Raw genomic sequence first — 26,410 nt, forward strand, 5'->3', positions numbered from 1 at the left:
CTCCCCGTCACGTAGTCTGCGTGCGGTGCCCGGCACGGTCCGGGCCCGGAAGGGGGATCCACGGGCATGGCGTCCGGTCGACTGGCCATCGGGGCAACCGCCACGTTTCTCAGCACGCTCGCCGCGTTCGGCGGGGTCGGCGCGACCGCGTGCACGGCATCGAAGGGGGAGGCGGCCCCCGCGGCCCACGTCGCCGACGGCGATCCGGCGCCCCGGCACGACGCCCGGCGATCGGGGCGGATCGGGGCCCCCGGGATCGGCGATCCCGACTTCCCCACCGACGGCAACGGCGGCTACGACGTCGAGCACTACGGCCTGCGGATCGGCTACGATCCGCCCTCCCGGCGCCTGGAGGGCGTGGCCACGATCACGGCGAAGGCCACCCAGGACCTGGACGCGTTCAACCTCGACCTGTCGGGCTTCCGCGTCGCCCGGGTCACCGTGGACGGGCGGGCGGCGACGTTCACCCGGGCCGGCACCGAGCTGACCGTCACTCCCGCGACGCCCCTCTCGGCCTCCGGCCGCTTCACCGTCGTGGTCTCCTACGACGGTGAGCCCAAGCCGATCACCGGTTCTTCCAACCTCGGCACCTACGGATTCATCCCGACCCGTGACGGCGCCTTCGTCACCAGCGAGCCCAACGGCGCCAAGACCTGGTTCCCCGGCAACGACCATCCCGCCGACAAGGCCCGCTACGACTTCGAGGTCACCGTCCCGGCCGGACTGACCGTGCTGGCCAACGGCGAGATGGTCGGCGCCCCGGTGACGAGCGGGGGCAGGACGACCTTCCGCTGGCGCGAGAGCCACCCCATGGCGAGTTACCTCGCCACCATCACGCTGGGCCGGTTCGAGCTGCGTCAGGGCACGACGGCCTCCGGGATCGCGAACCTCGCGGCGGTCGACCCCCGCTACCGCGACTCCCTGGGCAGGCTGTACAGCCAGTCGGGGCGGATCACCGACTACTGGAGCACGGTGTTCGGCCCCTACCCGTTCTCCTCCACCGGCGGCGTGATCGACGACTTCTCCGCGGGTTACGCCCTGGAGAACCAGACCAAGCCCATGTACGGCGGGTTCGTCCCCGACGACGACACCGTCGCCCACGAGCTGGCCCACCAGTGGTTCGGCGACAGCCTGAGCATCCGGCGGTGGAAGGACCTGTGGCTCAACGAGGGCTTCGCGACGTACGCCGAGTGGCTGTGGAAGGAGCACAACGGCGTCCCCGCCGAGCGGTCCTTCCGCGCCACGTACGACGCGCACCCCGCGGGCGACGCGATCTGGAAGTATCCCCCCGGCCGCGCGCAGTCGCAGGACCTGTTCAACGACTCCGTCTACCGGCGCGGCGGGATGGCGCTGCACGCGCTGCGGCGGAGCATCGGCGACGCGGCGTTCTTCAAGGTCCTGCGGACCTGGACGGCCGAGCACCGCTACGGCTACGTGACGACCGAGGAGTTCGTCGCCCTGGCGGAGCGGATCTCCGGCAGGCAGCTCGACGCCCTCTTCGACGCCTGGCTGTTCAAACCGGTCAGACCCGCCGCCTGACACCCGCCAGGCCGGATCCGCCCCGGGACCACCGGCCGCACCGCACCGGCCCGGCCGCGTCCCGGCACCCGGACGGACTCGCCCGCCCTCATGGGGGATGCCCGAGTTGACCATACTTCGCCAACCGAAGTATGGTCTCCCGCATGGCTAAAGGATCACCAGCGGTCAGTGAGGCGACCTACTTCATCCTCGCCTCGCTGCTCGACGGCCCGCTGCACGGCCACGGGATCATCAAGCGGACGCTCGACCTCTCCGAGAGCCGGGTGCGGCTGCCGGTCGGCACGCTGTACGGCGCGCTCGACCGGCTGGCGGCGAACGGCCTGATCGCCGTGGACCGCGAGGAGGTCGTCGAGGGCAGGCCCCGGAGATACTTCCGGCTCACCGACCACGGGCACGACGTCGTCTCCGCCGAGGCGCTGCGCATGCAGCAGGCCGCTTCGGTGGTGACCGGACGGCTCCGTCCCGGATCGGCGTTCGCGTGACCGCGGCCCTGGAGCCGCCCGCCGCCACGGGGGCGGGCGGGAGCTCCCTGGAGCGCCGCTACCGGCGACTGCTGCTGTGCTACCCCCGCCGCTACCGCGCCGAGCACGGCGGCGAGATCATCGCCACCCTGCTCGAAACGGCGGAGCCGGGACGCGCGCTGCCCCCGCTCCGCGAGGCGCGGGCGCTGGTCTCCGGCGGGCTGCGGGCCAGGATCGTCGCGGCGGCGGACCGGCCGGCCTGGCTCGACGGCCTGCACCTCGGGGTGACCGCGCTGTGCGCCGTCCAGCTCGCGACGCTGGTGCCGTACGCGGCGTCGGTGCCGATCTGGGCAAGCCTGTCGGCGCTGGCCCTCCTGCTCGTCCTGCGCGGCCGGGTACGGCTCGCCCTCCCGGTCGTGGCGCTCGTCGCGGCGAAGGTGTGCGCGATCACGCTGGGACACCCCTGGCTGGATCCGACCCTGCTGCCCGTCGACGCCCCGCCCGCCTGGCACGCCGGGGCTCTCTACGGCGGCGGCGGGCCGGTGGCTCCGATGGTCGGCTACGGGCTGACCTTCCTGGGCCTGCTGGTGCTGACCCCTCACCGGGGCCGGCTCGGCAGGCGCTCGTGGCTCTGGCTTCCGGCGGTCCCGCTGCTGGCCGGCGCCGACCCGGCCGGACTCGACTTCGGCCGCGGCGGCGACGCCCTCGACATGGTCAGGACCGGGCTGGAGCTCGCGCTTCTGCTGTTCGCGGCCCGGGCCGGCCACGTGGCGCGCGACCCGCGCTGGGCCGTGGCGGCCGGCGTCCATCTCGTCGCCGTCTGCGCCGTCTACGCCGAGAACCTCGGCGTCCACTCCGAGCCCGACCTCGCCCACCTGGCCGTGGTGCTCCTCGCCACCGCGCTCGCCGCGGCCGTGCCGTACCGCGCGAGGCGGCACCCCGCCCTCTAGCCGTCGTCCCCCGGCCCCGCCCTCGAAGGCTCCGGACGGCTCTTCCCCACGGGCTCCCGCGGGCCTCCGCGGTCCTCCCGAACCCCTCACCCACCGCGAGCGGTCGCCGCACCCGCGGCCCGCCCGCGTGCCGAAACGAGGTCACCATGCCACGAGTTCTCCTCGCCGTGCCCGCGATCGGCCTGGCCCTGGCCGCGCTGACCGGCTGCGGCGGACCGGCCGCGACGCAGGCCGCCGCCACGCCCTCCCCCTCCGACGCGACGCAGAACAGGATCCGTCAGATGGAGTCCGACCGCGCCGACTGCATGAAGCGCAAGGGCTTCAAATACAACATGAACGTCCCGCCGCCCAAGCGGGTCAGCGACGAGAAGCGCAAGCTCGACGCCGGCGACTACGAGACGATGAAGCGGTTCCGGCAGAAGTACGGGTTCAAGTACTTCGCCGAGTTCGTCTACCCGGACGACCCGGCCGCCGCCCAGTACGAGATCTACGACAACACCGCCAACCAGCCGATCAAGAACTCCCTGTCGGCGACCCAGCTCGCCGCGTGGGGCGAGGCGGACGTGGACTGCCGCAACGCTGCGATCAAGAAGTTCACCGGCAAGACCGTGACCAGCGAGCAGGACTACTACGACCAGCTCAACCGCCGCCTGGAGCAGGCGGACCGCGAGACGGACGGCGATCCCAAGCTCATCGAGCTGGCTCGGAAGTACGGCGAGTGCCTCCGGGGCAAGGGCTACAAGGTCGCCTCGCTCCGGCCCACGAAGGTCACCGAGGCCGGCGGCGCGGAGCTGAGGGCTGAGCTGAACCGGCTCGGCAGGGAGCAGGCCGAGGACCCCGTCGACGGGGCCGAGTACCAGCCGAAGCTGACGGCCGCGCAGGCCCGGCCGTACCTGGACAGGGAGATCAAGGCGGCGCTCGACGACCTGGAGTGCGGCCGGGACTTCTACCCCGCCTACGCCGCTGGCAACAAGATGACGAAGGCCTACGACGAGTTCGGCCACGGGGTGATCCAGTGGTGACGCGGCTCCCCGCGTGCCGTCGGGGCTCCCGCCCCCCGACGGTCCGGCGGCTTCGGTGGCTTCGGCGGCTCCGGCGGCTCCGTGGGTTCTGCGAGTTCAGAGGGTTCAGAGCGCTCAGAGGGCTCCGATGGCCGCGGCGGTGAGGAACAGGCGCCGCGTGCTGGGCGGGATCCTGGCCGGGGTCGTCCTGGTCGCCGGCGCCGGCTGGGCCGTCGGCACGCGGCTGCGCTCCCCCGCCGACGAGGCCGCGCTGCGCCGGCCGCCCAAAGCGTCCCTCGTCACCTCCCCCGTCGCGCGGAAGAAGCTGACCAGTGCCATCGCCGTCAGCGGCACCCTGGCGTACGGCTCGCCGCTGCCGGTGACCCTCGCCGGCGTGGTGGGTGGCGCCGGGGGAACCGACGCCGCCGGGGCGGCCGCCGGCGGCGGGCTCCAGCGGGTCACCCGCGCCCCCCGCCCCGGGAAGATCAAGGAGGGGTCGGTGCTGCTGGAGGTCAACGGCCGCCCGGTGTTCGCCCTGCGCGGCAAGGTCCCCATGCACCGGACGATGGCGCCCGGCACCGGCGGCGCCGACGTCCGGCAGCTTCAGGCGGCGCTGCGGCGCCTCGGGTACCGCGCGCCGTCCACCGGCGTCTTCGACTCCGCCACCGCCGCCGTCGTACGCCGCTGGTACGCCGCGCGCGGCTACCGGGCGCAGGAGCCCGACCTGGCCGCCCGCCGGGAGCTGGAGACCCTCCGGCAGGCCGTGCGGACCGCCGAGGAGGACCTCCTCACCGACACGGCGGCCCTCGACACCGGGCGCGACGTCAAGCCCCTGACGGTCAAACTGGACAACGCCCGCGAGGACCTGCGGGCGGCGCGGAACGCGCTGGCCGAGGAGAGGGCACGCGACATCAGCCCCGAGGAGGCCACCCGCCTCACCGAGCTGACCGGGGCCGTACGGCAGGCGGAGGAGGCGGTCCTGGCCGCCGGCCAGGCGCTCGCCGCCGCCAAGCCCGAGGAGGACAAGACGCTCCTGGAGGCCAAGGCTTCCAATGCCCGGGAGAACCTGCGGGCCGCCCAGGACGCGCTGGCCGCCTTCGACGACGAGGCCCGGGCGGGCAAGGCCACCCGCCTCGCCGGGCTGACCAAGGAGGTGCGCGTCGCCGAGGACGCCGTCGCCACCGCCGGCCAGGCGTTGCGCGAGGCCCGGCGGCTCTCCCCGCTCCGGCTGAAGGTCGCCAACGGCCGCCGTGACGTGGCGGGCGCCAAGGCGCTCCTGGCCGAGTACCTGAAGTCCTACGGCGTCAGCGTCCCGCCCGGGGAGATCGTCTTCCTGTCCACGCTGCCCGCCCGGCTCGGCAAGGCCGCGGTCCGGCCCGGGGACGCCGTCGAGGGCAAGGTCGCCACCGTGACCAGCTCGTCCTTCGCGGTGACCGGCTCGGTGGACCGGGACGAGGCCAAGCTGCTGCGCAAGGGTCTGAAGGCGACCCTGGAGACCGCCGACGGCGCGGCGTTCCCGGCGGTGCTGACCGCCACCGGCAAGGACGCCGAACCCTCGGACACCGGCGCGGACGGCGGTGACGCCGGGGAGAAGAAGAAGGCGACGAGTCCCTTCGGCGACGCGACGGGATCCGTGCCGGTCCTGCTCACCCCGACGAGGACCGAGGGCCTGAGGGAAGCGGTCGGCACACCGGTCACCGCCAGGATCTCCGTCGGCGCGACCGGCGGCGCGGTGCTCGCCGTGCCGGTCGCCGCCGTCGTCACCTCCGCCGACGGCCGCGCGAGGGTCCGGGTCGCCCTGCCGGGGGGTGGCGACCGGGTGTCCGACGTGGAGGTCAGGACCGGGCTGGCCGCCGACGGCGACGTCGAGGTGACCCCCGTACGGCCCGGCACGCTGAAGGAGGGCGACCGGGTGGTGGTGAGCGATGCCTGACGCCATGCCCGATGTCACGTCCGACGTCATGTCCGATGCCATGCCCGACGTCATCGTCCTGGACGCCGTCAGCCGGGTGTTCCCCACGGACCCGCCCGTGCGGGCGCTCCGTGACGTCCGCCTGCGGATCCGGCGGGGGGACTACGTGGCCATCGTGGGCCCCTCGGGATCGGGCAAGTCCACCCTGCTGAACACGCTCGGCCTGCTGGACCGGCCCACCTCCGGCTCCTACCTGCTGAACGGCACCGAGACGACCGTCCTCGGGGACGCCGCGCGGACGAGGCTGCGGGGACGCGAGATCGGCTTCGTCTACCAGTCCTTCCACCTGCTGCCGCACCGGACCGTCGCGGAGAACGTCATGCTCGCCGAGGTCTACGGCGGGCACCCGCGCCGGCACCGGCGGCGGCGGGCGCTGGAGGCGCTGGAACTGGTCGGCATGTCCCACCGGGTGGAGTTCCCGCCCGGACGGCTGTCCGGGGGCGAGCGGCAGCGGGTGGCGATCGCCCGCGCGCTGATGGGCGAGCCCGCCCTCCTGCTGTGCGACGAGCCCACCGGCAACCTCGACAGCGGCAACACCGAGGCGGTGCTCGACCTGTTCGACGGCCTGCACGCCCGCGGCCTCACCCTCCTGGTGATCACCCACGAGGACGAGGTGAGCGCCCGCGCCGGCCGCCGCGTCCGCATCGGCGACGGCGTCCTGACCGAGGAGTGACCGCCCGGCCGTACCCCGTGAGAGCCGTACCCCGTGAGAGGAGACCATGGACATCCGCGACCTGTGGGCCGAGGCCCTGGCCGGCGTGCTCGCCCGCCCGGTCCGCTCCGCGCTGACCACGCTGGGCACCGTCCTCGGCATCACGACCCTGGTGATCACCCTGGGTGTCGCCGCCACCGCCGGGAACCAGATCGTCGGCCGGTTCGACGAGCTGACCGCCACCGCGATCACGGTCGAGGTGCCGGCCAAACCCGGGAGCGGCCCCCTCGTCGGCTGGGACTCCCCCGCCGAGGTGCGGCGGCTCCGCGGGGTCACCTCCGCCGCCGCCCTCGCCCAGACCGAGGAGAGCTCCAACCTGCGGGTCACGGCCAACGACCTCGTCGATCCCACCCGGGTCACCGGCCAGACCCTCGCCGTGGTGGCCGGCGACCCCGAGCTGCCGCGGGCCGCCCGCGGCCGGATGGTCGAGGGCCGCTTCTTCGACGCGGGCCACGTGCGGCGCGGTGACCGCGTGGTCGTCCTCGGCGACCAGGCCGCGCGGATGCTGGGCGTCACCCGCCTGACAGGCGCCCCCGCCGTCTTCATCGAGGACCGCGCCTACACGGTGATCGGCGTCCTGGGCGGCCTGGGCCGCGAGCAGGTCCTGTCCACCGCGGTGATCGTGCCGCCCACGGCCGGCGCCGGTCTCGGACTGAGGAACGTCACCCGCGTGCTGGTCAACACCTCCCTCGGGGCCGCCGACCTGATCGCCCGCCAGGCTCCCGTCGCGCTGAGCCCCAACCACCACGACGAGCTCCAGGTCATCTCGCCGCCCACCCCCAAGCGCGCCCGCGACGGCGTCCAGGACGACGTCAACGGCCTCTTCCTGATCCTCGGCCTGGTCTCCCTGGTGGTCGGCGCGGTCGGCATCGCCAACGTCACCCTGGTCACCGTGATGGAACGCGTCGCCGAGATCGGCCTGCGCCGCTCCCTGGGCGCCGCCCGCCGCCACATCGCCGCCCAGTTCCTCCTGGAGTCCACCCTGATCGGCATGACCGGCGGGGTGATCGGCGCCGGAGCCGGCCTGGTCTCCGTCGTCGCCATCTCGGCCGCGCAGCGGTGGACCCCCGTCCTCGACGCCCGCCTCGCCCTGGCCGCGCCCGTGGCGGGCGCCCTGGTCGGCCTGCTCGCCGGCCTCTACCCCGCCCTCCGCGCCGCCCGCATGGAACCGGCGGACGCCCTGCGGTGAGCGGGGGTTCCCATCCCGGGAGTCAGGGGCGGGCGGAGAAGGCCAGGCGGATGCCCAGCGCGACGAGGACCGTCCCGGAGAGACCGTCGATCACCCGGTGCGCCGTGGGCCGGGCGAAGACCCTGCGCAGCGCGCCGACGAAGTTGGCCACTCCGAGGAACCACGCCATGGTGATGACGAGAGCGATCACCGACAGCGCCAGCGTGTCCCCCGGCGACGCCCCGTCGGGCAGGAACTGCGGCATCAACGCCACGAAGAACACCGCGGCCTTGGGATTCAGCACGTTGCACAGCAGGCCCTCGCGGAACGCCGTCCAGAGGCCCGTCTGATCGGCCCGTCGGGTGTCCGGCCCGGCGTCTCCGCCACGTACCGCCGCGACGAACATCCGGACGCCCAGACAGATCAGGTAGACGGCTCCCGCGATCTTGACGATCGTGTAGGCGAGCGCCGACGCGGCCACCAGCGCCGCCACCCCGGCCGCCGCGGCCACCGCCCAGACGAACACGCCGGCCGCGATCCCCAGCGCCGCGGCCATGCCCCGGTGCCTGCCCGAGACGGCGGAGCGCCGGACGACCACGGCGAAGTCGGGCCCCGGCGACATCGCCCCGAGCAGCACCACACCGCCGAACGCGAGCAGGTGCGGCATGGACGTCATGGCTGCCTCCACGGACCTGGGGGACGGGCCCCGGAGGCCGGGACCCGGCTGCCCCAAAAGGTAACACGCCAGGGGACGGGCGGCTCAAGGTCGGCTGGGACCGTTCAGCGGGACCAGTAGCGGTCGGAGGCGAGGATGAGGGCGGCGGCGCCGACCAGGCCCGCGTCCTGGCCCAGGGCGGCCGGGACGACCCTGACCCGCCGGGCGAAGCCCATCCGCGTGTGCTCCCGCAGCGCCGCCCGCAGCGGATCGAACAGCAGCGGTCCGGCCTGGGAGAGGCCCCCGCCGACGGTGACCACGTCGAGGTCGCAGAGGTTCACCGCGGAGGCGATGGCCACGCCCAGCGCCCGGCCCGCGCGGCCCATCGCGGCGAGGGCGATCTCGTCGCCCGCCGCGGCGTCCAGGGCGAGCCGTCTCCCGCTGGCCGCCGTCTCCTCCACGTAGCCGGGCCCGGCGCCCGGCTCCCCCGCGTCGCCGGAGCCGGTGTCCGGTGCCGTGGCCGTCTCGCCGTACGGCGGAGCGCCCCCGCCGGTCGTCTCGCCGTACGGCGGAGCGCCCCCGCCGGTCGTCTCGCCGTACGGCGGAGCGGCCGGCCCTGTGCCGGCCCGTCCGGGCCGCCCGGATCGGGAGGCGGCGCCCGGGACCCAGCCCTGCTCGACCGCCCAGGCCGCCAGCCCCGGGCCGCGGGCGATCGCCTCCAGGCAGCCCCGGCCGCCGCACCGGCACTCGGGCCCGTCCGGGTCGACCACGACGTGCCCGATGTGCCCGGCGTTGCCGCTGCCGCCGTCGATCAGCCGGCCACCGAGGATCAGCCCGCCGCCCACGCCCGTGGAGACGACCATGCCGAGCATGTTGGCGCTGCCCCGGCCCGCGCCGTACCAGTGCTCGGCGGCGGCCAGGCAGACCGCGTCGTTGTGGACGCGCACGGGGACCCCGGGGAACCGCGCGGCGAGCCGGGCCCGCAGCGGGAAGCCGCGCCAGCCGGGCATGTTCAGCGGCGAGACCTCGCCCTCGGGCCAGGTCATCGGGCCGCCGCAGCCCACCCCGACCCCGGTGACCGCGCCGCTGCCGCGGTCGTCGCAGCCCGCCGCACGCAGCACGGAGCCGACGAGGCCGACGAGCGTCTCCCACAGGGCCGCCGCGTCACCGCCGGGCGGCGTCGCGACCCGGCGGGCCTCCTGGACGTTTCCGGTGTGGTCCACGAGGGCGACGGCGAACTTCGTCCCCCCGACGTCCACGGCGAGCACCGACTGGGGCATCCGCCGATCCTACGGCCCCTCCGCGGACGGCCGGGAGGAGAAGACCAGGACGGACGCGGTGAACCCGTGCACGTGGTTCTGCCCGGCCACCGGGCCGACCTCCCCCGCCGCGAAGAACCCGGCCACGCTGACCGGGCCGAGGGTGTCGCGGACCGCGGCGGCGTCGTGGTCGGAGCTGCCGAACATGGCCGAGCCCCGGCCGTTGCAGGAGAACAGCAGCGCGCCGTCCACGTCGCCGAACTCCTCCCGGTGGGCGTCGAGCAGCTCGTAGAGGTCCTCGTCGGCGGTGGCGGCGTCGCGCACCTGGAAGCGCACGGTACGGCCGACCTCGACGACGTCGCCGATGGCCACCGCCTCCCGCTCGGGGTCGATGCCGAGCACGCCCCGGATCAGGAAGTCGCCGCGCTCGTGCCGCTCGGCGTACTCGTCCATGGCGACGCCGATCTGCAGCCCGGAGGCGACCAGCTCCCGGTCGTCCTCGTCCAGCGCGCTGACGATCTCCTCCAGCCGGGCGAGGGCGGGCTGGCCGGCGAGCTCCAGCAGGAGGTTCTCCTCGACGGCGGTGACGGCCATCGTGGGGCCGATCGGCCTGCACCCCTGGCTGACCAGGGTGCTGACGCTGAGCGAGCCGCCGAGCAGCACCCCGACGGCGCCCTCGGTGTAGACCTGCCCGTCGGCGAACAGCCGCACCGCCCCGCGGCCCCCGGTCGCGTTGGCCATGCCGCCGACCAGCGGGAGGGCGCCCAGCACCTCGTGGGAGCGCTCGACGAAGCCGTCGGTGGGGAAGCTGTAGGGGTCGGCGAGCAGGATGGCCGCGTGGTCGTCCGGGGTGTTCTCCGGCAGGCCGACCACGACGAAGCGGTCGTCGGTGCGCAGCGTGTCCAGGGCGAAGGTCGTCAGCCGCGCCCCGTCGAGGGTCGCGGCCCAGGCGCTCACCGACGGCGTGGTCTCCACGCCCTGACCGTCGCCGATCACCCCCGTGGCGCTGCATCCGATCACCGCGGCGCCCTCGGCCATCCGCATCGCCCGCAGCCCCGCGCGGGCGACCTCGTCGGGGTCGTCGCCGCAGATGAAGAAGCAGAGCAGGTCGGGTGATCCGCTGAGGCCGCCCAGGGCCTGGCGGACCGCGTTCTCGGTCGCCCCGACCAGGTCGGATCCGACGGCGAGACCATCGGCGAAACGGCTCGTCAACAGCGCCACGCGCCTCGCCTCTCCTTCTTGCCCGAAATCTTGTCCTGGAGCGATTCTCCCCACTGATGGACCAGGCACGCCCACCGGCGGCCAACAATGGCGAAGATCCGAAACCGGGATAAGAGTGCCGGTTCCGGAGCGGGCGACGTAGGCTCGTTGCGTGCCTCACACTCCAGAGCCACGAACTCTGCGCGAGCTTCGCGCGAGCGGCCATATCCACCGGACCACCAAGGCCGAGATCCGCGAGAACCTCCTGGCCCGGCTCAGATCGGGGGAGCCGCGGTTCCCCGGCATCGTGGGATTCGACGACACCGTCCTGCCCCAGCTGGAGCGGGCCCTGCTCGCCGGGCACGACCTGGTCCTGCTGGGCGAGCGCGGCCAGGGCAAGACCCGGCTGATCCGCACCGTCACCGGCCTGCTCGACGAGTGGACGCCGGTGGTGGACGGCTGCGAGATCAACGACCACCCCTACGCGCCCTCCTGCGTGCGCTGCCGCCGCCTGGCCGGTGAGCTGGGCGAGGAGCTTCCGGTCTCCTGGCGGCACCGGGACGAGCGCTACGGCGAGAAGCTCGCCACGCCCGACACCTCCGTGGGCGACCTGATCGGCGACGTCGACCCCATCAAGATCGCCGAGGGGCGCACGCTCGGCGATCCGGAGACCGTCCACTACGGCCTGGTGCCGCGGAGCAACCGGGGGGTCTTCTCCGTCAACGAGCTGCCCGACCTCGCCGAGCGCATCCAGGTGGCACTGCTCAACGTGCTGGAGGAGCGCGACATCCAGGTGCGCGGCTACAACCTGCGGCTGCCGCTGGACCTCCTGCTGATCGCCAGCGCCAACCCCGAGGACTACACCAACCGCGGCCGGATCATCACCCCGCTGAAGGACCGCTTCGGCGCGGAGATCCGCACCCACTACCCGCTGTCGATCGAGACCGAGCTCTCCCTCATCCGGCAGGAGGCCGACCTCGGCCACGTCGGCGCGGACCTGCCCGACCACCTGGTCGAGACGATCGCGCGCTTCACCCGGCTGGTCCGCGAGTCCACCGCGGTGGACTCGCGGTCGGGCGTGTCGGCCCGCTTCTCCATCGCCGCCGCCGAGACCGCCGCGGCCTCGGCCGTACGGCGGGCCGCGCTGACCGGTGAGGAGCGCGCGGTGGCCCGGGTGGCCGACCTGCCGGGCATCGTGCACACGCTGCGCGGCAAGGTGGAGTTCGAGGTCAGCGAGGAGGGCCGGGAGACCGAGGTGCTGGCCCACCTGCTGCGCCGGGCGGTGGCCGAGACGTTCCGCGGCACCCTGGGCGGCATGGACCTCAGCGCGCTGCTGGAGAAGTTCTCCCAGGGCGTCCAGGTCGAGTCCGGGCCGCTGGTCCCGGCCTCGGAGCTGCTGGGCAGGATCGGCCCGGTGACCGGACTGGCGAAGATCATGGAACGGCTCGGCATCGGCGACGAGTCCCCGGGGCACGCCGCGGCGGCGCTGGAGTTCGCCCTGGAGGGCCTCTACCTCCTGCGCCGGCTGTCCAAGGACGAGACGGACGGCGGGGCGGTCTACCGCACCTGATCCACCCGCCCCGCGGGGACCTCGCGGGGACACCGTAGGAGAACCGGTGGAACCGCGGGAACACCGGCGGCCCTCCGGCCCTCCGGCAGGAGCCGCCGGCCCATCGGGCCCATCGCATCGGGAAGGGGCACCATGTCCTACCGCTATGGCGAGTACCGGGACGGCCCGGACCCGCTGGCCCCGCCGTACGACGTGCGTTCGGCGCTGGACCGGATGGGCGACTCGGTGCTGTCCGGCTCCAACCCCGCCCACGCGCTGCGCGACCTGCTACGGGAGGGCCTGCCCGGCGCGCGGGACCGGCGGGGGCTGGACGACCTGCTCCGCGAGGTACGGCGTCGCCGGCGCGAGCTGCGTGAGCGCGGCCGCCTCGACGGGACGCTGGAGCGGGCCCGCGCCCTGCTGGACCGGGCCCTCGAACAGGAGCGGGCCGCGCTGTTCCCCGACCCGTCCGATGAGGCCCGGCTGCGCGAGGCCGAGCTGGACGGGCTGCCGGAGGACACCGCGGGCGCGATCCGGGAGCTGACGGACTACCGGTGGCGGTCGCAGGAGGCGCGGCGGACCTTCGAGGAGCTGCGCGACCTGCTGCGCAGGGAGGTGCTCGACAGCCAGTTCCGCGGCATGAAGCAGGCGCTGGCCAGTCCCGATCCCGAGGCGATGGAGCGGGTCCGGCGGATGATGTCGGAGCTGAACGACATGCTCGACCGGGACTCCCGGGGCGAGCACACCCAAGCCGACTTCGACGGCTTCATGTCGAAATATGGGGACATGTTCCCGGAGGCGCCGCGCAACCTGGAGGAGCTGGTCGACATCCTCGCCCGGCGGGCCGCCGCCACCCAGCGCCTCCTGGCCTCGCTCACCCCGGAGCAGCGCGAGGAACTGGCCGACCTGATGAACCAGACGCTGGAGCAGGCCGGCCTGGACGAGGAGATGCGCCGCCTGGGCGAGTCCCTCTACAACCGCCGCCCCGACCTCGCCTGGAACACCCCCGAGCGGTTGTCCGGCGAGGAGCCGATGGGGATGGGCGACGCGGTCACCGCCCTGGACGAGCTCGCCGACCTGACCCAGCTGGAGGCGGCGCTGCGCCAGGACTACCCGGGCGCCCGCCTCGACGACATCGACGAGGCCGCGGTCCGCCGCGCCCTGGGCCGCTCCGCGGTCGACGACCTGGAGGCGCTCAGGCAGGTCGAGCGCGAGCTGGAGCAGCAGGGCTACCTCCGCCGCCAGCGCGGCAAGCTGGAGCTGACCCCTAAGGCCGTCCGCCGCCTGGGCGAGACCGCCCTGCGCCGCGTCTTCGCCTCCCTCGACGCCGGACGCCGCGGCGACCACGACCAGACCGACGCCGGCTCGGCCGGGGAACTGACCGGTTCCTCCCGGCCGTGGCGGTTCGGCGACGAGCAGCCCATCGACGTGGTCCGCACCGTCGTCAACTCCGTACGGCGCGGCGGCGGGGGCGGCGGAGCGGTGACCCTGTCGGTCGACGACTTCGAGGTCGCCGAGACCGAGCGGCGCACGGCCGCGGCCGTCTGCCTGCTGGTGGACCTCTCCTACTCGATGGCCCTGCGCGGCACGTGGGCGGCGGCCAAGCAGACCGCGCTGGCCCTGCAGGCACTGGTCAGCTCGAAGTTCCCGCAGGACTCGGTGCAGATCATCGGCTTCTCCAACTACGCCCGGGTCCTCGCGCCCGACGAGCTGGCCGGGCTGGAGTGGGACATGGTCCAGGGCACCAACCTGCACCACGCCCTGCTGATCGCGGGACGTCACCTGGACCGCCACCCCGACTTCGAGCCGGTCGTGCTCGTGGTCACCGACGGCGAGCCCACCGCCCACCTGCGGCGCAACGGCTCGGCGGCCTTCGAGTGGCCGCCCACGAACGAGACGCTGGAGCTGACGCTCGCCGAGGTGGACAAGATGACGCGCCGCCGGGCGACGCTCAACGTCTTCATGCTCGCCGACGACGAGCGGCTGCGGGACTTCGTGAACGAGGTGGCCCGCCGCAACGGCGGCCGGGTCTTCTCCTCCGAGGCCGACCGCCTCGGGGAGTACGTCGTCAGCGACTTCCTGCGGACCCGCCGGTCCCGCTGACCCGCCGGGCTCAGGCGCCGACGTAGGCCGGGTAGGAGTCGAGCGCCAGGTCGAAGCCGTCGCGGTAGTGGCGGTAGGAGCGGTAGCAGGGCCGCCAGGCCGTGCTGTTGCCCACCCCGGCCCGCGCGTCCGCCACGGCCTCGGGCACCCGCTCCGGGCGGAGCAGCAGACCGCCGCCGAGATAGCGGGCGTCGGCCAGGGCCGTGCAGGTCTCACGGTCGCCGGAGACGTAGCGGCCCCGCCGCCAGCCGCTCTCCTCGTCCCACACCAGCGCCTCACCGCCGGTCAGCAGGATCGTGGCGGCACGCGGATCGCACGGCCCCTCCCACCAGTCGGCGACCTCGGCGCCCAGCGCCTCGGCGACGCGGCTCACGTAGAAGGCCGGCTGACGCCGCCACTCCTCGGTGTACGGCTCGACATGTCTCACACCCACTGGGGGCACTCCCTTGTGCCGTCGTCCACGATCGGTTCTCACCACCCGCCCGGAACGGCCACGGCCGGAGCCGTCTGGGACCTCACACACGGGAACGAGTTCGCCTGTGATCCTACTCACCCCGACGGAGTGCTCAGTGGCGAAATGCGAAGATCTACCCTCGCGTGATGCCGGAACCGGCCCTCCGCCGCCCGCCCGGCCCCTGCTCACCGCCCGGAAACCGCTCATCGCCCGGAAACCCGGGCGGTCCGCCGGCGGGTTTCCGCCCGGGTCCTCCCCGGAAACCGGCCCCGGCGGCCCGGCCCGCGTCGGGCCACGTTCCGAGAACGATCATCGGCGACGGAAGTGTGGGTAAGGCCCGAGCGAGCCGTATGCGGGCGGGATCACCGCGGGTTAGTGTCTGGCGCATGACAGACCTGCTGCTCTGGCTCCACATCGGCTTCGCGATCTTCGCGCTGGGGCCGCTCACCGCCGCCACCATGTCCACCCCGAGGTTCATCCGCGCCGGAGACGTCAACGTCCTGCGTTACCTGCACCGGACCACCCGCATATACGGCATCGCGGCCCTGGGGGTGTTCCTGTTCGGCGCGCTGCTGGGCCGCGAGTATCTCGGCAGGCCGTACCTTTCGGTCTCGATGACGCTGTTCATCGTCGCCCTGGCGCTCCTCGCCCTGGTGGTCCGCGACCAGGGCGTCGCCCTGCGGATCCTCTCCGGCGATCACGGCAAGGACGTCAAGGACGGCAAGGACGGCGGGACCGCCGAGGGCCGCAAGGGCGACGCGAAGGTCCAGGTCGGACGGGTCGCCGCGCTCTCCGGCGTGATCGGCGTGATCTGGCTCGTCATCCTGGTGCTGATGGTCTGGGGCAATCCGTCCTGACCGGCCGCTCCGGCCCGGCCGCCCGCGGCGGGACTCCGCACGGACCCTGCCCGGCGGTGCGGCCCGGTGATGCGGCCCGTCCGGAGCGGTCGCGGCCCGTCCGGAGCGGTCGCGGTCCGGCGCGTCCGCGCGTCCGGCCCGGCCGCGCCGTACGCGCCGGGCCGTACGGCCGGTCCCGCCCGTCAGACCGTCAGCCCAGCGCCCGCGTCAGGTCGGCGAGCAGGTCGTCGATCGTCTCGATGCCGACCGACAGCCGGACGAGGTCGGAGGGCACCTCCAGCGGCGAGCCCACCGCCGAGGCGTGGGTCATCCGGCCCGGGTGCTCGACCAGCGACTCCACCCCGCCGAGCGACTCGCCGAGGGTGAACAGCTTCGTCCGGTTGCAGATCTCGACCGCCTCGGCCTCGCCGCCGGCGACCCGGAAGGAGACCATGCCGCCGAAGCGCCTCATCTGCTTGGCGGCCACCTCGTGGCCGGGGTGCTCGGGCAGGCCCGGGTAGAGCACCGACGACACCTTCGGGTGGGCCAGCAGCAGGTCCACGACCCGTTCGGCGTTGTCGCAGTGGCGCTCCATCCGAACCGCCAGCGTCTTGATGCCCCGCAGGGTCAGCCACGCGTCGAACGGACCGGCCACCGCGCCCATGGCGTTCTGGTGGTAGGCGAGCTTCTCGCCCACCTCGGCGTCGCGCGCGACGAGCGCCCCGCCGACCACGTCGGAGTGACCGCCCACGTACTTGGTGGTGGAGTGCACCACGATGTCCGCGCCCAGCGACAGCGGCTGCTGAAGGTACGGCGAGGCGAAGGTGTTGTCCACCACCAGCAGCGCGCCGTTCTCGTGCGCGAGGTGGGCCAGCGCCTCGATGTCGAAGACGCTCAGCAGCGGGTTGGTCGGCGTCTCGACCCAGACGATCTTCGTCTTCGTGGTCATGGCGGACGCCACCGCGTCCAGGTCGCCGAGCGGCACCGGGTCGTAGTGGAGCGACCAGGGCTCGTGCACCTTGGCGAAGAGCCGGTAGGTGCCGCCGTAGGCGTCGTTCGGGATGATGACGTGGTCACCCGGCCGGCACAGGGCGCGCAGCACGGCGTCCTCGGCCGCCAGGCCGGACGCGAACGCCAGGCCCCTCGCGCCGCCCTCGATGGCCGCGACGGCCTCCTCCAGGGCGGTCCTGGTCGGGTTGGCCGACCGGCTGTACTCATATCCGGAGCGCAGGCCCCCGACGCCGTCCTGCTTGTAGGTGGAGACGGCGTAGATCGGCGGGACGACCGCCCCGGTGACCGGGTCGGGCTCCTGGCCTGCGTGGATCGCCAGTGTTTCGAATCCTTCACTCATGGGGCCAACGCTACTCGGAAGAGACGGGCGGCCCGTCCCGCACGGTCCCGTTCCGCCACCCGCCGCCCCACCCGTGCAGACCGCCCCGAGTCGTCGGGGTCTGCGGCGCCCGCCGTTCCGGGCCACCGGACCCTCCGGCTCAGGCCGCCCTGGCCCGGTGCCCCCCGGCGCCCGTCCGCGGCAGCCGGATGAGCTCGCCGTCCGCCTCCTCCGCGCCCCCGGCGGCCCTCTCCGGGGTCCCGCCGTCCTTCGGCGGCGCACCGGCGCCCTTCCCGGTCTTCCCGCGCCCGGCCGCCTCCCTGCCCTGGGCGGCGGCGCGCGACAACAGGACCGGATCCGCCATGGCCAGGCAGAGCCCGACCGCGAACCCGATGGCCAGCAGCACGATCCCGATGACGGTCATGGTTCCTCCCCTTCGACACATCGAGCATCGCCCGCCGCCCCGCCCCCGCGCCTCCGCTGAAGGACCGGTCCCGCCGGACGCCGGTCGGCCGAACGGCCGATCTGCCATACCGACCCGGGGCCTAGGCTCGGTGAGCGTGGGTGAGTCACATCGCGTCGTTCACTGGATCAGGCGGCTCAGCGAGATCGCGCTGATCGGCTGGCTGACGCTGCTGTTCCTGATCGACGTCGCGCTGGCGGTGGGCCTCCACACCTGGCCGGTCTGGCCCAACCTGCTGTGCGGCGCGGCCGGCCTCCTCGCCGTACTGTGGCGGCGCACCCGCCGGGTGAGCGGCCTCCGCGCCTTCCTGGCGCTGTCGTCCGGCGTCACCCTGATCATCCTGGTCACCGGCGGTGACGGCAGGCCGGGGTTCGCCGAGATCGGGGCGCTGCTGATCCTCACCGTCAGCGCGCTGCGCTCGATCGAGCCGGTCCGGCGCGCGGCGCTGTTCTCCCTGGCGGCGATGGTCGTGCTGGAGTTCTCGGCCTGGCGCCTGCGGTCGGCCCCGCAGATCGTGGCCACCGCGTTCTCCCTCTTCGTGCCCTGGGCGTTCGCGGCCGGGGCGGGCGCCTACCTCCGCTTCCAGCTGGAACGCCGCCGGGAGGCGGTGTCCGCGGTACGGCGGTCCGAGCGGCTGGAACTGGCCAGGGAACTGCACGACCTGGTCGCCCACCACATCACCGGGATCGTCGTGCAGGCGCAGGCCGCCCGCGTCGTCGCCGAGCAGAAACCCGACGCCGTGGTCCCCGCCCTCGACGCGATCGCCGGCGCCGGGGCCGACGCGCTGACCTCGATGCGCCGCCTGGTCAGCGTGCTGCGCGCCGAGGACGAGGCGGCCCGCTCCCCGGGCAGCACCCTGCGGGACCTGCGGCTGCTGGTCGAGCGGTTCTCCGCCGGCGGCCCCACGGTCGCCTTCGACATCGGCCAGGGCATCGACGACGGCACCCTCCCCCCGGAGGTGCTGACGACCCTTCACCGGGTGCTGCAGGAGTCGCTGACCAACGTCCGCCGCCACGCCCCGGACGCGGGCTGGGTGGAGGCGAACCTGAGACTGACCGGCGTCCCCGCCGGACCGTACGGCGCGGGCGGCGCGGAGAGCCCGCCCGGCCCGCGTGACGGCCGGCCGGACGGCCCCGGCCTCCGGGGGACGCCCGGGATCGTGGTGCTGCGCGTCCGCAACTACGGCTCGGCGTCCGACGGCCGGTTCTCCCGGCTGGGCGGCGGGTTCGGCCTCGTGGGCATGGCCGAGCGCGTCGAGGCGCTGGGCGGCCGGCTGACCGCGGGCCCCACCCCCGAGGGCGCCTGGGAGGTGACGGCGGAGTGCCCGCTGGCACGACCGGCCTCCTCCCCCGGCTGACCCGCCGGGAGAGAGGCCACGGAAGACGCCTGGATCAGTGGTTGGCGAGGAAGGCCAGCAGGTCGTGGCGGGTGAGCAGGCCGACCGGCTTGCCGTCGTCGAGCACGACCGCCGCGTCGGCCTTCTCCAGCGCCTCGACCGCGATGGAGACGGGCTCACCCGCGCCGATCATCGGCAGCGGCTGCGACATGTGGGCGGCCAGCGGGTCGTTCGGCGAGACCTTGCCCCGGTAGAGGGCGTCGAGCAGATCGCGCTCCAGGATCGAGCCGACCACCTCTGCGGCCATGACCGGCGGCTCCTCCTTCATCACGGGGAGCTGCGACACGCCGTACTCGCGCATGATCGAGATGGCGGTGTCCACCGACTCGTGCGGGTGGGTGTGCACGAACTCCGGCATGCCGGAGCCCTTACGGGTCAGCACGTCCTTGACCAGGCCCTCCTCACTGGAGGTGGTCAGGAAACCGTAGTCTTCCATCCAGTCGTCGTTGAAGATCTTCGAGAGGTAGCCCCGGCCGCCGTCGGGCAGCAGTACGACGACCACGTCGTCCGGGCCGGCCTGCTGGGCGACGCGCAGCGCGGCGACCGTCGCCATCCCGCAGGAGCCGCCGACCAGCAGCGCCTCCTCGCGGGCCAGACGGCGGGTCATGCCGAAGGAGTCCTTGTCGGAGACCGCGATGATCTCGTCGCAGATCGTGGTGTCGTAGGTGGCCGGCCAGATGTCCTCGCCGACGCCCTCCACCAGGTACGGCCGGCCGGTGCCGCCGGAGTAGACGGAGCCCTCCGGGTCGGCGCCGATGATCTTCACGCGGCCGCCGGAGACCTCCTTGAGGTAGCGGCCGGTGCCGCTGATCGTGCCGCCGGTGCCGACGCCCGCCACGAAGTGGGTGATCCGTCCCTCGGTCTGCTCCCAGATCTCCGGGCCGGTGGAGTGGTAGTGGCTCTCGGGGTTGTTGACGTTGGAGTACTGGTCGGGCTTCCAGGCGCCCGGGGTCTCCCTGGCCAGGCGGTCGGAGACCGAGTAGTAGGAGTTCGGGTGGTCGGGCGAGACCGCCGTCGGGCAGACCACGACCTCGGCGCCGTAGGCGCGGAGCACCGAGATCTTGTCCTGGGCGACCTTGTCCGGCACGACGAACAGGCATTTGTAGCCGCGCTGCTGGGCCACGATGGCCAGGCCGACGCCCGTGTTGCCCGAGGTGGGCTCCACGATGGTGCCGCCGGGGCGCAGCTCGCCCGACTTCTCGGCGGCGTCGATCATCCGCACCGCGATCCGGTCCTTGACCGAACCGCCCGGGTTGAAATACTCGACCTTGGCGAGCACCTGGGCCTGGACCCCCGCCGTCACCTTGTTCAGCCGGACGAGCGGCGTGTTGCCCATCAGTTCGACGAGCGAGTCGTATACGCGCACGGTGAAGATCACCTCGAAATACCATAGCTTTGTCAGCTGTTGTGCGGAACGCCGTGGTCCCCATGGGTGGTCGGGGCTCGGCCGGCTGCTTACAAGGCCAACGCTACCGTCGTGTCGTATCGAGGGAGCAACGCCACGTGATGTGGACACCGGGAGCCGCACGGGCCGCGCGGCGCATCGCGGCCGCCGCCGCCGTGGGCGGAGGGGGGCTGACCGTGCTCGGCGCGGCCACCTACGGGCTGCTGTTCACCGAGGCGGCCGTGGCCCGGCGCCTCGTCGGCCGGCCGCACGGCATGGAGGGCCCGCCGTCCGACGGGATCTACGGCGACTTCGACGGCGAGCCGATCCGCATGGTGATGCTCGGCGACTCCACCTCGGTGGGGCTCGGCACCACCGACCCCGCGGACACCCCGGCGGTGCTGATCGCCTCCGGTCTGGCGGGCGTCGCCGAGCGGCCGGTCCGGCTGACCGTGGTGGGGAGGTCGGGGGCGGCCTCCGTCGATCTGGGCGACCAGGTGGACCGGGCGCTGCGGGCGCTGCCCGACGTCGCGGTCATCTTCGTCGGCGCCAACGACGTCACCACGCAGACGCCGCCCGCGAAGGCCGTACGGCACCTGCAGAAGGCGGTGCGGCGGCTGCGGGAGGCCGGGGCCGAGGTGGTCGTGGGCACCTGCCCGGACCTCGGCACGGTCCGGCCGATCGCCCAGCCGCTGCGCTGGGTGACCCGGCGGTGGAGCCGTCAGCTCGCCGCCGCGCAGACGGTCGCGGTGGTCGAGGCCGGCGGGCGGACGGTCGCCTTCGCCGACATGCTCGGCGCGGAGTTCGACACGAACCCGGATGAGATGTTCGGGCCCGATCGGTACCACCCATCTGCCCAAGGCTACCTACAGGTCGCTTACGCGGTGCTACCGTCTGTAGGCAATGCGCTGGGACTGTGGCCCGAGCCGCGGCCGCGGCGCAGCGAGTCGATCTACCTCGCGGCGGCCATGGCCGCGGAGGAGCCCGGCGCCGAGGTCTCCGCGACCCGCGTCGCCGGCCGGGCCACCGGACCCCACGGACGATGGGTGACGATGCTCCGCCGGCGTCCCTGGGTCCAGCCTCGCGACGCCTGATTCCGGTCACCCTCCGCGTCGAAGCCGTCACGCCTCGACGCATTGGAGTGGAATGCCCGCCATCCGGCCCCCCGCGAAACCGATCCTGGCGCTCGCCGGAGCCCTGGCCCTGTCCGGTTGCGCCCTGTCCGGCTGCTCCGGCAGCGAAGCGGCCACCCCCGCCTACCCCACCTGGCACAACCCCGGGGTGAACGCGGTCAGCCGTACCGTCTCCGCCGGGGGCGTCGCCGCGACGACCTCCTTGCTGCCCGGCGGCACGCTGGAGACGGTCGCCTTCGACCTCGCGTCGGGCCGGAAGCTGTGGGCCCAGCCGGCGACAATGGCGGGCCGGCTGCCGGGGATGGGCGTCCCGGCCCCGGCGCTCGTCGATACCGGCGGCGGGCAGACCGTCGCGGTGACCGTCGATCCGTTCCGGCGCGGCCGGTGGAACGCCCTGCTCGTCGCCCGCGACGCCCGCACCGGCGCGCGGCGGTGGACCCGCCCGCTGAACTCCACGTTCGGGCCGCAGCGGTGCGGGGCGCTGGTGTGCGTCCCGGAGAACACCGCCCTGGAGACGGCCCGGATGGTCGTGCTCGACCCGGCCACCGGCAAGGTGCTGTGGAAGCTGCCCGGGATCGCCGAGGTGGAGTGGTCCGACGCCTCCCGCGCCGTGGTGCTGCGCCTGGCCCGGCACCCCGTCCTGGAGTCGCGTGACCTGCGGACCGGGAAGCTCGTCTGGAAGCTGCCGGTGGAGCAACCGCTCGGCGCGGGGGTGGACCTCTCCGGCGGCTGGTCGTTCGGGGCGACCTCCGGCAACCTCGTCGGTTACGTCGCGCCGTACACCGTCCCCTCGACGAAGAAGCTCTCCGCCTTCGGGTTCTTCTCCGTGAGGATCGCCGACGGCACGGTCAACTGGATCCGTCCCTCGGTGGTGCGGGTCTACCCCAGCGGCAACCCCGGTTTCGCGCCGGTGGTCCGCCCCGTCGACGAGCAGGGCCGGTACGGCGGGTTCGCCCGGCTCGACGCCGAGAGCGGCCGGGTCCTCGGCCAGATCCCGTCCGACCGGATCCCCGGCTCCGGCTGGTGGCTCGCCTTCCCCGAGCGGATGGACACGCTCGGCTTCCTCAAGCACGGCAAGGCGGGCACGGTCTTCGACCTCGCCACCGGCCGTCCCGGCGAGATCACCGGGCGGCGCGGCTGGTCCTTCTGCGTCACCGATCCCAAGCCGCTCGCGTTGCGGAACCAGGTCCCCGGCTTCTACTCGGTGGCATCGCTGTGCGAGTTCGATCTCGCCAGGGGCGAGAAGGTCACGCCGCGGGGGCCGGGCGCGCCGCCCGCGTGGTTCACCGGCAGCCAGGGTGGCTGGCGGATCTGGCGTGACGAGAAGGGCGGCCTGCACGGCGTCGAGGACGGCACGGGCACCGCCCCCGGCATGTACGGCTGAGCCCCCGGCATGTACGGCTGAGCCGCCGTCACGTACGGCCGGGCCTCCGGTGTGTGCGACCGGCGGCCCGGCTCCGGAACGGACGACCGAGCCGTCCGGCGCCGTCCCCGGTGCGTACGGCCGGCCGGTTCCGCGCCCCGGCGGCTCGCCTGCCGTACAAAGTTCTGTTTTCTGCGGCCCCGGGGCGTGGCATTCGGGCTACCGCGCGGTAACCTCCGCAGGAGGAGAGGCACACGAACCCAGGAGAGCCACATGCCCGAGGCAGTCATCGTCGCGACCGCACGCTCGCCGATCGGCCGCGCCTTCAAGGGGTCCCTCAAGGACATCCGTCCCGACGACCTGACCGCGCAGATCATCAGGGCCGCGCTGGCGAAGGTGCCGCAGCTCGACCCGGCCGCCATCGACGACCTGATGCTCGGCTGCGGACTGCCCGGCGGCGAGCAGGGGTACAACATGGGCCGGGTGGTCGCCACCCTCCTCGGACTGGACGGCGTGCCCGGCACCACGATCACCCGCTACTGCTCGTCCTCGCTGCAGACCACCCGGATGGCTCTGCACGCCATCAGGGCGGGCGAGGGCGACGTGTTCGTCTCCGCGGGCGTGGAGTGCGTCTCCCGCTTCGCCAAGGGCAACTCCGACTCGCTGCCCGACACGGCGAACCCCCTGTTCGACGAGGCCAAGGCCCGTACGGCGCGGGCCGCCGAGGGCGGGGGCGGCGTCTGGCACGACCCGCGTGAGGACGACGCGCTGCCCGACGTCTACATCGCGATGGGCCAGACCGCCGAGAACGTCGCCGCGCTGCGGGGCGTGTCCCGCCAGGAGCAGGACGAGTTCGGCGTCCGCTCGCAGAACCTCGCCGAGAAGGCCATCGCCAACGGCTTCTGGGAGACCGACATCACCCCGGTGACGCTGCCCGACGGGACCGTGGTCAGCAAGGACGACGGCCCCAGGGCGGGCACCACCTACGAGGCGGTCTCGCAGCTCAAGCCGGTCTTCCGCCCCGACGGCACGGTCACCGCGGGCAACTGCTGCCCGCTGAACGACGGCGCCGCCGCGGTGATCGTGATGAGCGACACCAAGGCCGCCGAGCTGGGCATCACCCCCCTGGCCCGGGTCGTCTCCACCGGCGTCACCGGCCTGTCCCCGGAGATCATGGGTCTCGGGCCGGTCGAGGCGTCCCGGCAGGCCCTGGCGCGGGCGGGCATGTCCGTCGGCGACGTCGACCTCGTCGAGATCAACGAGGCGTTCGCGGCACAGGTCATCCCGTCCTACCAGGAGCTCGGCATCGACCTCGACCGGCTCAACGTCAACGGCGGCGCCATCGCGGTGGGCCACCCGTTCGGCATGACCGGCGCCCGGATCACCTCCACGCTGATCAACAGCCTGCGGTTCCACGACCGCTCGATCGGCCTGGAGACCATGTGCGTGGGCGGCGGCCAGGGCATGGCCATGGTCCTGGAGCGCCTCAGCTGACCTCCGGCCGACGAGGCCGTGAAGGCGTGAGCCGGGCCGTACGGAGCCGGCTGCTCAGCCGTGCACGTCCGGCCCGGCGCGGGTGAGGTCGATCCGCATGACGACCCGGCGCTCGCGTTCCATGGCCGTCCGGTAGTCGTCCCAGTCGGGGTGCTCGCCGGAGATCTCGCGGTAGTAGGAGATGAGGTGCTCCATCGCCTCGGGCAGCGAGACGATCTCCGCGGTCCCCTCGATCTGGATCCACGGGCCGAAGAAGGCGTCGGTCGTCACGCAGAGCGCGACGTTCGGGTCCCTGCGGGCGTTGCGGACCTTCGCCGCGGTCTCCCGGCTGCTGACGACGGCCCGGCCGTCGGTGTCGAGGCCCACGATGACCGGGGACATCTGCGGGCGGCCGTCGGCGTGCCGGGTGAGCATGACGGCCCGGTGGTTGTCGCGGATGAAGTCGCGTGCGCTGTCAAGATCCATGCCCCCATCATGCGGGGACACGCACAAGCCCGCACCCCCGGGCGGGGTACGGGCTTGGGGTAGACGGCCTACAGGTAACGGCTGCGGCGGTGACGCTCGTGCTCGTGGACGATGGCGGCGGCGTAGCCGTGGGTCAGCCCGTGCTCTGTTGCGAGCCAGTTGGCCCGCTCGTCGCAACGGAGGAAGGACGGGCCGTTGTCGATGGCCTGGAACCACTCTGGGAGTGCGCGTCCCGTGATGTCAGGGACCCTTGCGATCAGCTTGCTCTGCGTCTCCGGTGAGTGGTTCAACGACATGGACACCTCCAGGAATAGGGCTTCCTTTGCTCGACAGTGCATCACGATCCATCGGATGGCAAGCCCTCACAGGCAAAGGCCCCGCCGCGTTTCGTCATCCACTGCTCGCTCGTCATTCACCGTCATGCCCAGCCTTCGTAAGGAGAATCACCCTTCCCGGCAGGAAAGAACCCTCGTTCGGGAGAGTCCCCGGGAGGCGTGGATCCCCGCCGGAATCCCGGCCCCGGGAAGCGCGAACCCCCGCCGGAGGGGCTCCGGCGGGGGTTCGGGCGGACGGCGGCGCGGCGCTAGTCCCTTGAGAAGTAGCTGATCAGGCGCAGGATCTCCAGGTAGAGCCAGACCAGGGTGACCGTCAGGCCGAAGGCCATCAGCCAGGAGTACCGCTCGGGGACGCCGGCCCGCACGCCCTCCTCCACCGAGTTGAAGTCGAGCAGCAGGAAGAAGCAGCCGATCAGGATGGCGGCGACGCTGAAGGCGTAGGACATCAGGCCGTCGCCGGTGCGCAGCCCGAGGCCGCCCGCGATGAAGTAACCGGCGATCCAGTTGACGAGCATGAGGCCCATCAGCGCCAGGCCCGCGGCCACGACGAACTTGGTGAACTTCGGCGTCACCCGGACGATCCGCAGCGCGTACACCGCGAGGGTGCCGCCGAAGGCCAGGGCAGTGCCGAGCACCGCCTGCAGGACGATGCCGTTGTACAGGTCGTTGTAGAGGTGGCTCGCCACGCCGACGGCCACGCCGTAGCCGACGGCGTAGCCGAGGATCAGCACGGGGTTGGTGCTCTGCTTGAACGAGACGATCAGGGCGAGCACCAGACCGACGATCATGCCGATCAGCATGGCGGCGGTGCCGAGGTTCAGGGCCCAGGCCGCCGCGGCGGAGACGACCAGCGTGCCGAGCGTGATGAACCCGCGCACGACCACGTCGTCGATCGTCATGGCCCGCTGGGCGGGCGGTGCGTACGACGGCCTGTCGTACATCCCCTGAAGCTGGTCAGGGGTCGGCGTCGGCGCGCTCCAGCCTCGCTGTTGCGCGTTCGCCTGCCGGAATACCGGGTTCCTGCTCTCCATCGCTGCCTCCACGCTGCGACCTGCACGATGAGTGATCGGACCGGCCGTCACCCGGCCGTGTCACGTTGATCTCCGTTGGACCGGCCCCGCGGGCGCGGGACCGGCGTTCGCCGCCGGGCAGGCCGTACGGCTACCGCCGTAGATCTCAACGCACGGG

24 protein-coding genes are annotated in these 26,410 nt (G+C 73.4%); 14 read left to right on the plus strand and 10 right to left on the minus strand.

The window, feature by feature from the left end; genetic code table 11:
• The first annotated feature begins 66 nt into the window (after positions 1-66).
• From ACFYSC_RS05060 to ACFYSC_RS05090, 7 genes are all read left to right on the plus strand, one after another.
• Positions 67-1,539, plus strand: a complete 1,473-nt coding sequence (locus ACFYSC_RS05060; RefSeq protein ID WP_389956835.1) for a M1 family metallopeptidase — start codon at positions 67-69, stop codon at positions 1,537-1,539.
• 143 nt (positions 1,540-1,682) lie between these two features.
• Positions 1,683-2,021, plus strand: a complete 339-nt coding sequence (locus ACFYSC_RS05065) for a PadR family transcriptional regulator (RefSeq protein ID WP_389956838.1) — start codon at positions 1,683-1,685, stop codon at positions 2,019-2,021.
• Positions 2,018-2,950, plus strand: a complete 933-nt coding sequence (locus ACFYSC_RS05070) for a hypothetical protein (protein ID WP_389956842.1) — start codon at positions 2,018-2,020, stop codon at positions 2,948-2,950. The genes ACFYSC_RS05065 and ACFYSC_RS05070 overlap by 4 nt, the downstream gene beginning before the upstream one ends.
• A 146-nt stretch (positions 2,951-3,096) precedes the next feature.
• Complete coding sequence (locus ACFYSC_RS05075; protein WP_389956845.1) at positions 3,097-3,972, plus strand: hypothetical protein; 876 nt, start codon at positions 3,097-3,099, stop codon at positions 3,970-3,972.
• A 139-nt stretch (positions 3,973-4,111) separates the two neighbouring features.
• Complete coding sequence (locus ACFYSC_RS05080; RefSeq protein ID WP_389956847.1) at positions 4,112-5,884, plus strand: peptidoglycan-binding protein; 1,773 nt, start codon at positions 4,112-4,114, stop codon at positions 5,882-5,884.
• Positions 5,877-6,596, plus strand: a complete 720-nt coding sequence (locus ACFYSC_RS05085; protein WP_389956850.1) for an ABC transporter ATP-binding protein — start codon at positions 5,877-5,879, stop codon at positions 6,594-6,596. Before ACFYSC_RS05080 ends, ACFYSC_RS05085 begins: the two co-directional genes overlap by 8 nt.
• A 46-nt stretch (positions 6,597-6,642) precedes the next feature.
• A complete protein-coding gene (locus ACFYSC_RS05090; protein WP_389956853.1) occupies positions 6,643-7,824 on the plus strand; it encodes an ABC transporter permease in 1,182 nt (393 codons plus the stop codon).
• Positions 7,825-7,846: 22 nt separating this feature from the next.
• On the opposite strand, the gene ACFYSC_RS05095 is transcribed toward ACFYSC_RS05090, so the two are convergent.
• From ACFYSC_RS05095 to ACFYSC_RS05105, 3 genes are all read right to left on the minus strand, one after another.
• On the minus strand, positions 7,847-8,479 hold the full coding sequence (locus ACFYSC_RS05095) for a LysE family translocator (RefSeq protein ID WP_389956856.1): 633 nt from the start codon (positions 8,477-8,479) through the stop codon (positions 7,847-7,849).
• 104 nt (positions 8,480-8,583) lie between these two features.
• Positions 8,584-9,738, minus strand: a complete 1,155-nt coding sequence (locus tag ACFYSC_RS05100; RefSeq protein WP_389956859.1) for an ROK family protein — start codon at positions 9,736-9,738, stop codon at positions 8,584-8,586.
• Positions 9,739-9,747: 9 nt separating this feature from the next.
• Positions 9,748-10,938, minus strand: coding sequence for an FIST N-terminal domain-containing protein (locus tag ACFYSC_RS05105; protein WP_362931117.1), 1,191 nt, complete (start codon positions 10,936-10,938; stop codon positions 9,748-9,750).
• Between the two features lie 151 nt (positions 10,939-11,089).
• Between ACFYSC_RS05105 and ACFYSC_RS05110 the strand changes: the two genes are divergently transcribed.
• Together ACFYSC_RS05110 and ACFYSC_RS05115 are read left to right on the plus strand one after the other, a co-directional pair.
• Positions 11,090-12,487, plus strand: a complete 1,398-nt coding sequence (locus ACFYSC_RS05110; RefSeq protein ID WP_389956862.1) for a sigma 54-interacting transcriptional regulator — start codon at positions 11,090-11,092, stop codon at positions 12,485-12,487.
• A 132-nt stretch (positions 12,488-12,619) separates the two neighbouring features.
• Entirely contained in the window at positions 12,620-14,569 is a 1,950-nt protein-coding gene (locus ACFYSC_RS05115; RefSeq protein WP_389956865.1) for a VWA domain-containing protein, read from the plus strand.
• A 10-nt stretch (positions 14,570-14,579) separates the two neighbouring features.
• On the opposite strand, the gene ACFYSC_RS05120 is transcribed toward ACFYSC_RS05115, so the two are convergent.
• Entirely contained in the window at positions 14,580-15,002 is a 423-nt protein-coding gene (locus ACFYSC_RS05120) for a DUF6292 family protein (RefSeq protein WP_362931111.1), read from the minus strand.
• Between the two features lie 407 nt (positions 15,003-15,409).
• Between ACFYSC_RS05120 and ACFYSC_RS05125 the strand changes: the two genes are divergently transcribed.
• Positions 15,410-15,880: a hypothetical protein gene (locus ACFYSC_RS05125; protein ID WP_389956869.1), complete on the plus strand. Its 471-nt coding sequence runs from the start codon at positions 15,410-15,412 to the stop codon at positions 15,878-15,880.
• 190 nt (positions 15,881-16,070) lie between these two features.
• Here the strand turns inward: ACFYSC_RS05125 and ACFYSC_RS05130 are convergent, their stop codons facing one another.
• Entirely contained in the window at positions 16,071-17,210 is a 1,140-nt protein-coding gene (locus ACFYSC_RS05130; RefSeq protein WP_362931107.1) for a cystathionine gamma-synthase, read from the minus strand.
• Between the two features lie 139 nt (positions 17,211-17,349).
• Complete coding sequence (locus ACFYSC_RS05135; protein ID WP_389956874.1) at positions 17,350-17,613, minus strand: hypothetical protein; 264 nt, start codon at positions 17,611-17,613, stop codon at positions 17,350-17,352.
• A 136-nt stretch (positions 17,614-17,749) separates the two neighbouring features.
• Here ACFYSC_RS05135 and ACFYSC_RS05140 point away from each other — a divergent pair, with 136 nt between their 5' ends.
• On the plus strand, positions 17,750-19,009 hold the full coding sequence (locus ACFYSC_RS05140; RefSeq protein WP_389956877.1) for a sensor histidine kinase: 1,260 nt from the start codon (positions 17,750-17,752) through the stop codon (positions 19,007-19,009).
• Positions 19,010-19,043: 34 nt separating this feature from the next.
• On the opposite strand, the gene ACFYSC_RS05145 is transcribed toward ACFYSC_RS05140, so the two are convergent.
• Entirely contained in the window at positions 19,044-20,414 is a 1,371-nt protein-coding gene (locus tag ACFYSC_RS05145; protein WP_389957930.1) for a cystathionine beta-synthase, read from the minus strand.
• Positions 20,415-20,554: 140 nt separating this feature from the next.
• On the opposite strand from ACFYSC_RS05145, the gene ACFYSC_RS05150 reads away from it, so the two are divergent.
• The 3 genes from ACFYSC_RS05150 to ACFYSC_RS05160 all read left to right on the plus strand — a co-directional run bounded on the left by ACFYSC_RS05150 (position 20,555) and on the right by ACFYSC_RS05160 (position 24,422).
• The gene (locus ACFYSC_RS05150; RefSeq protein ID WP_389957933.1) at positions 20,555-21,526 is read left to right on the plus strand and encodes an SGNH/GDSL hydrolase family protein; all 972 of its coding nucleotides are present in this window, start codon (positions 20,555-20,557) and stop codon (positions 21,524-21,526) included.
• A 52-nt stretch (positions 21,527-21,578) separates the two neighbouring features.
• Positions 21,579-22,949, plus strand: a complete 1,371-nt coding sequence (locus ACFYSC_RS05155) for a PQQ-binding-like beta-propeller repeat protein (protein WP_389956880.1) — start codon at positions 21,579-21,581, stop codon at positions 22,947-22,949.
• 252 nt (positions 22,950-23,201) lie between these two features.
• The gene (locus tag ACFYSC_RS05160; RefSeq protein ID WP_389956883.1) at positions 23,202-24,422 is read left to right on the plus strand and encodes an acetyl-CoA C-acetyltransferase; all 1,221 of its coding nucleotides are present in this window, start codon (positions 23,202-23,204) and stop codon (positions 24,420-24,422) included.
• Positions 24,423-24,476: 54 nt separating this feature from the next.
• Here the strand turns inward: ACFYSC_RS05160 and ACFYSC_RS05165 are convergent, their stop codons facing one another.
• The 3 genes from ACFYSC_RS05165 to ACFYSC_RS05175 form a co-directional block, all read right to left on the minus strand.
• Entirely contained in the window at positions 24,477-24,887 is a 411-nt protein-coding gene (locus ACFYSC_RS05165) for a PPOX class F420-dependent oxidoreductase (protein WP_389956886.1), read from the minus strand.
• 68 nt (positions 24,888-24,955) lie between these two features.
• On the minus strand, positions 24,956-25,183 hold the full coding sequence (locus tag ACFYSC_RS05170) for a DUF4287 domain-containing protein (protein ID WP_179826446.1): 228 nt from the start codon (positions 25,181-25,183) through the stop codon (positions 24,956-24,958).
• 287 nt (positions 25,184-25,470) lie between these two features.
• Positions 25,471-26,253, minus strand: a complete 783-nt coding sequence (locus ACFYSC_RS05175) for a Bax inhibitor-1/YccA family protein (protein ID WP_389956889.1) — start codon at positions 26,251-26,253, stop codon at positions 25,471-25,473.
• Positions 26,254-26,410: the final 157 nt, after the last annotated feature.

This window comes from Streptosporangium sp. NPDC004379 (assembly GCF_042873875.1).
In the GTDB taxonomy this organism is placed as follows: domain Bacteria; phylum Actinomycetota; class Actinomycetes; order Streptosporangiales; family Streptosporangiaceae; genus Streptosporangium.

Coding starts and splice junctions, on each gene's coding strand:
- ACFYSC_RS05170 (WP_179826446.1), bottom strand. CDS start 25,183: ATGTCGTTGAACCACTCACCGGAGACGCAGAGCAAGCTGATCGCAAGG.
- ACFYSC_RS05115 (WP_389956865.1), top strand. CDS start 12,620: ATGTCCTACCGCTATGGCGAGTACCGGGACGGCCCGGACCCGCTGGCC.
- ACFYSC_RS05065 (WP_389956838.1), top strand. CDS start 1,683: ATGGCTAAAGGATCACCAGCGGTCAGTGAGGCGACCTACTTCATCCTC.
- ACFYSC_RS05130 (WP_362931107.1), bottom strand. CDS start 17,210: ATGAGTGAAGGATTCGAAACACTGGCGATCCACGCAGGCCAGGAGCCC.
- ACFYSC_RS05075 (WP_389956845.1), top strand. CDS start 3,097: ATGCCACGAGTTCTCCTCGCCGTGCCCGCGATCGGCCTGGCCCTGGCC.
- ACFYSC_RS05160 (WP_389956883.1), top strand. CDS start 23,202: ATGCCCGAGGCAGTCATCGTCGCGACCGCACGCTCGCCGATCGGCCGC.
- ACFYSC_RS05095 (WP_389956856.1), bottom strand. CDS start 8,479: ATGACGTCCATGCCGCACCTGCTCGCGTTCGGCGGTGTGGTGCTGCTC.
- ACFYSC_RS05175 (WP_389956889.1), bottom strand. CDS start 26,253: ATGGAGAGCAGGAACCCGGTATTCCGGCAGGCGAACGCGCAACAGCGA.
- ACFYSC_RS05060 (WP_389956835.1), top strand. CDS start 67: ATGGCGTCCGGTCGACTGGCCATCGGGGCAACCGCCACGTTTCTCAGC.
- ACFYSC_RS05125 (WP_389956869.1), top strand. CDS start 15,410: ATGACAGACCTGCTGCTCTGGCTCCACATCGGCTTCGCGATCTTCGCG.
- ACFYSC_RS05090 (WP_389956853.1), top strand. CDS start 6,643: ATGGACATCCGCGACCTGTGGGCCGAGGCCCTGGCCGGCGTGCTCGCC.
- ACFYSC_RS05155 (WP_389956880.1), top strand. CDS start 21,579: ATGCCCGCCATCCGGCCCCCCGCGAAACCGATCCTGGCGCTCGCCGGA.
- ACFYSC_RS05165 (WP_389956886.1), bottom strand. CDS start 24,887: ATGGATCTTGACAGCGCACGCGACTTCATCCGCGACAACCACCGGGCC.
- ACFYSC_RS05135 (WP_389956874.1), bottom strand. CDS start 17,613: ATGACCGTCATCGGGATCGTGCTGCTGGCCATCGGGTTCGCGGTCGGG.
- ACFYSC_RS05085 (WP_389956850.1), top strand. CDS start 5,877: ATGCCTGACGCCATGCCCGATGTCACGTCCGACGTCATGTCCGATGCC.
- ACFYSC_RS05100 (WP_389956859.1), bottom strand. CDS start 9,738: ATGCCCCAGTCGGTGCTCGCCGTGGACGTCGGGGGGACGAAGTTCGCC.
- ACFYSC_RS05150 (WP_389957933.1), top strand. CDS start 20,555: ATGTGGACACCGGGAGCCGCACGGGCCGCGCGGCGCATCGCGGCCGCC.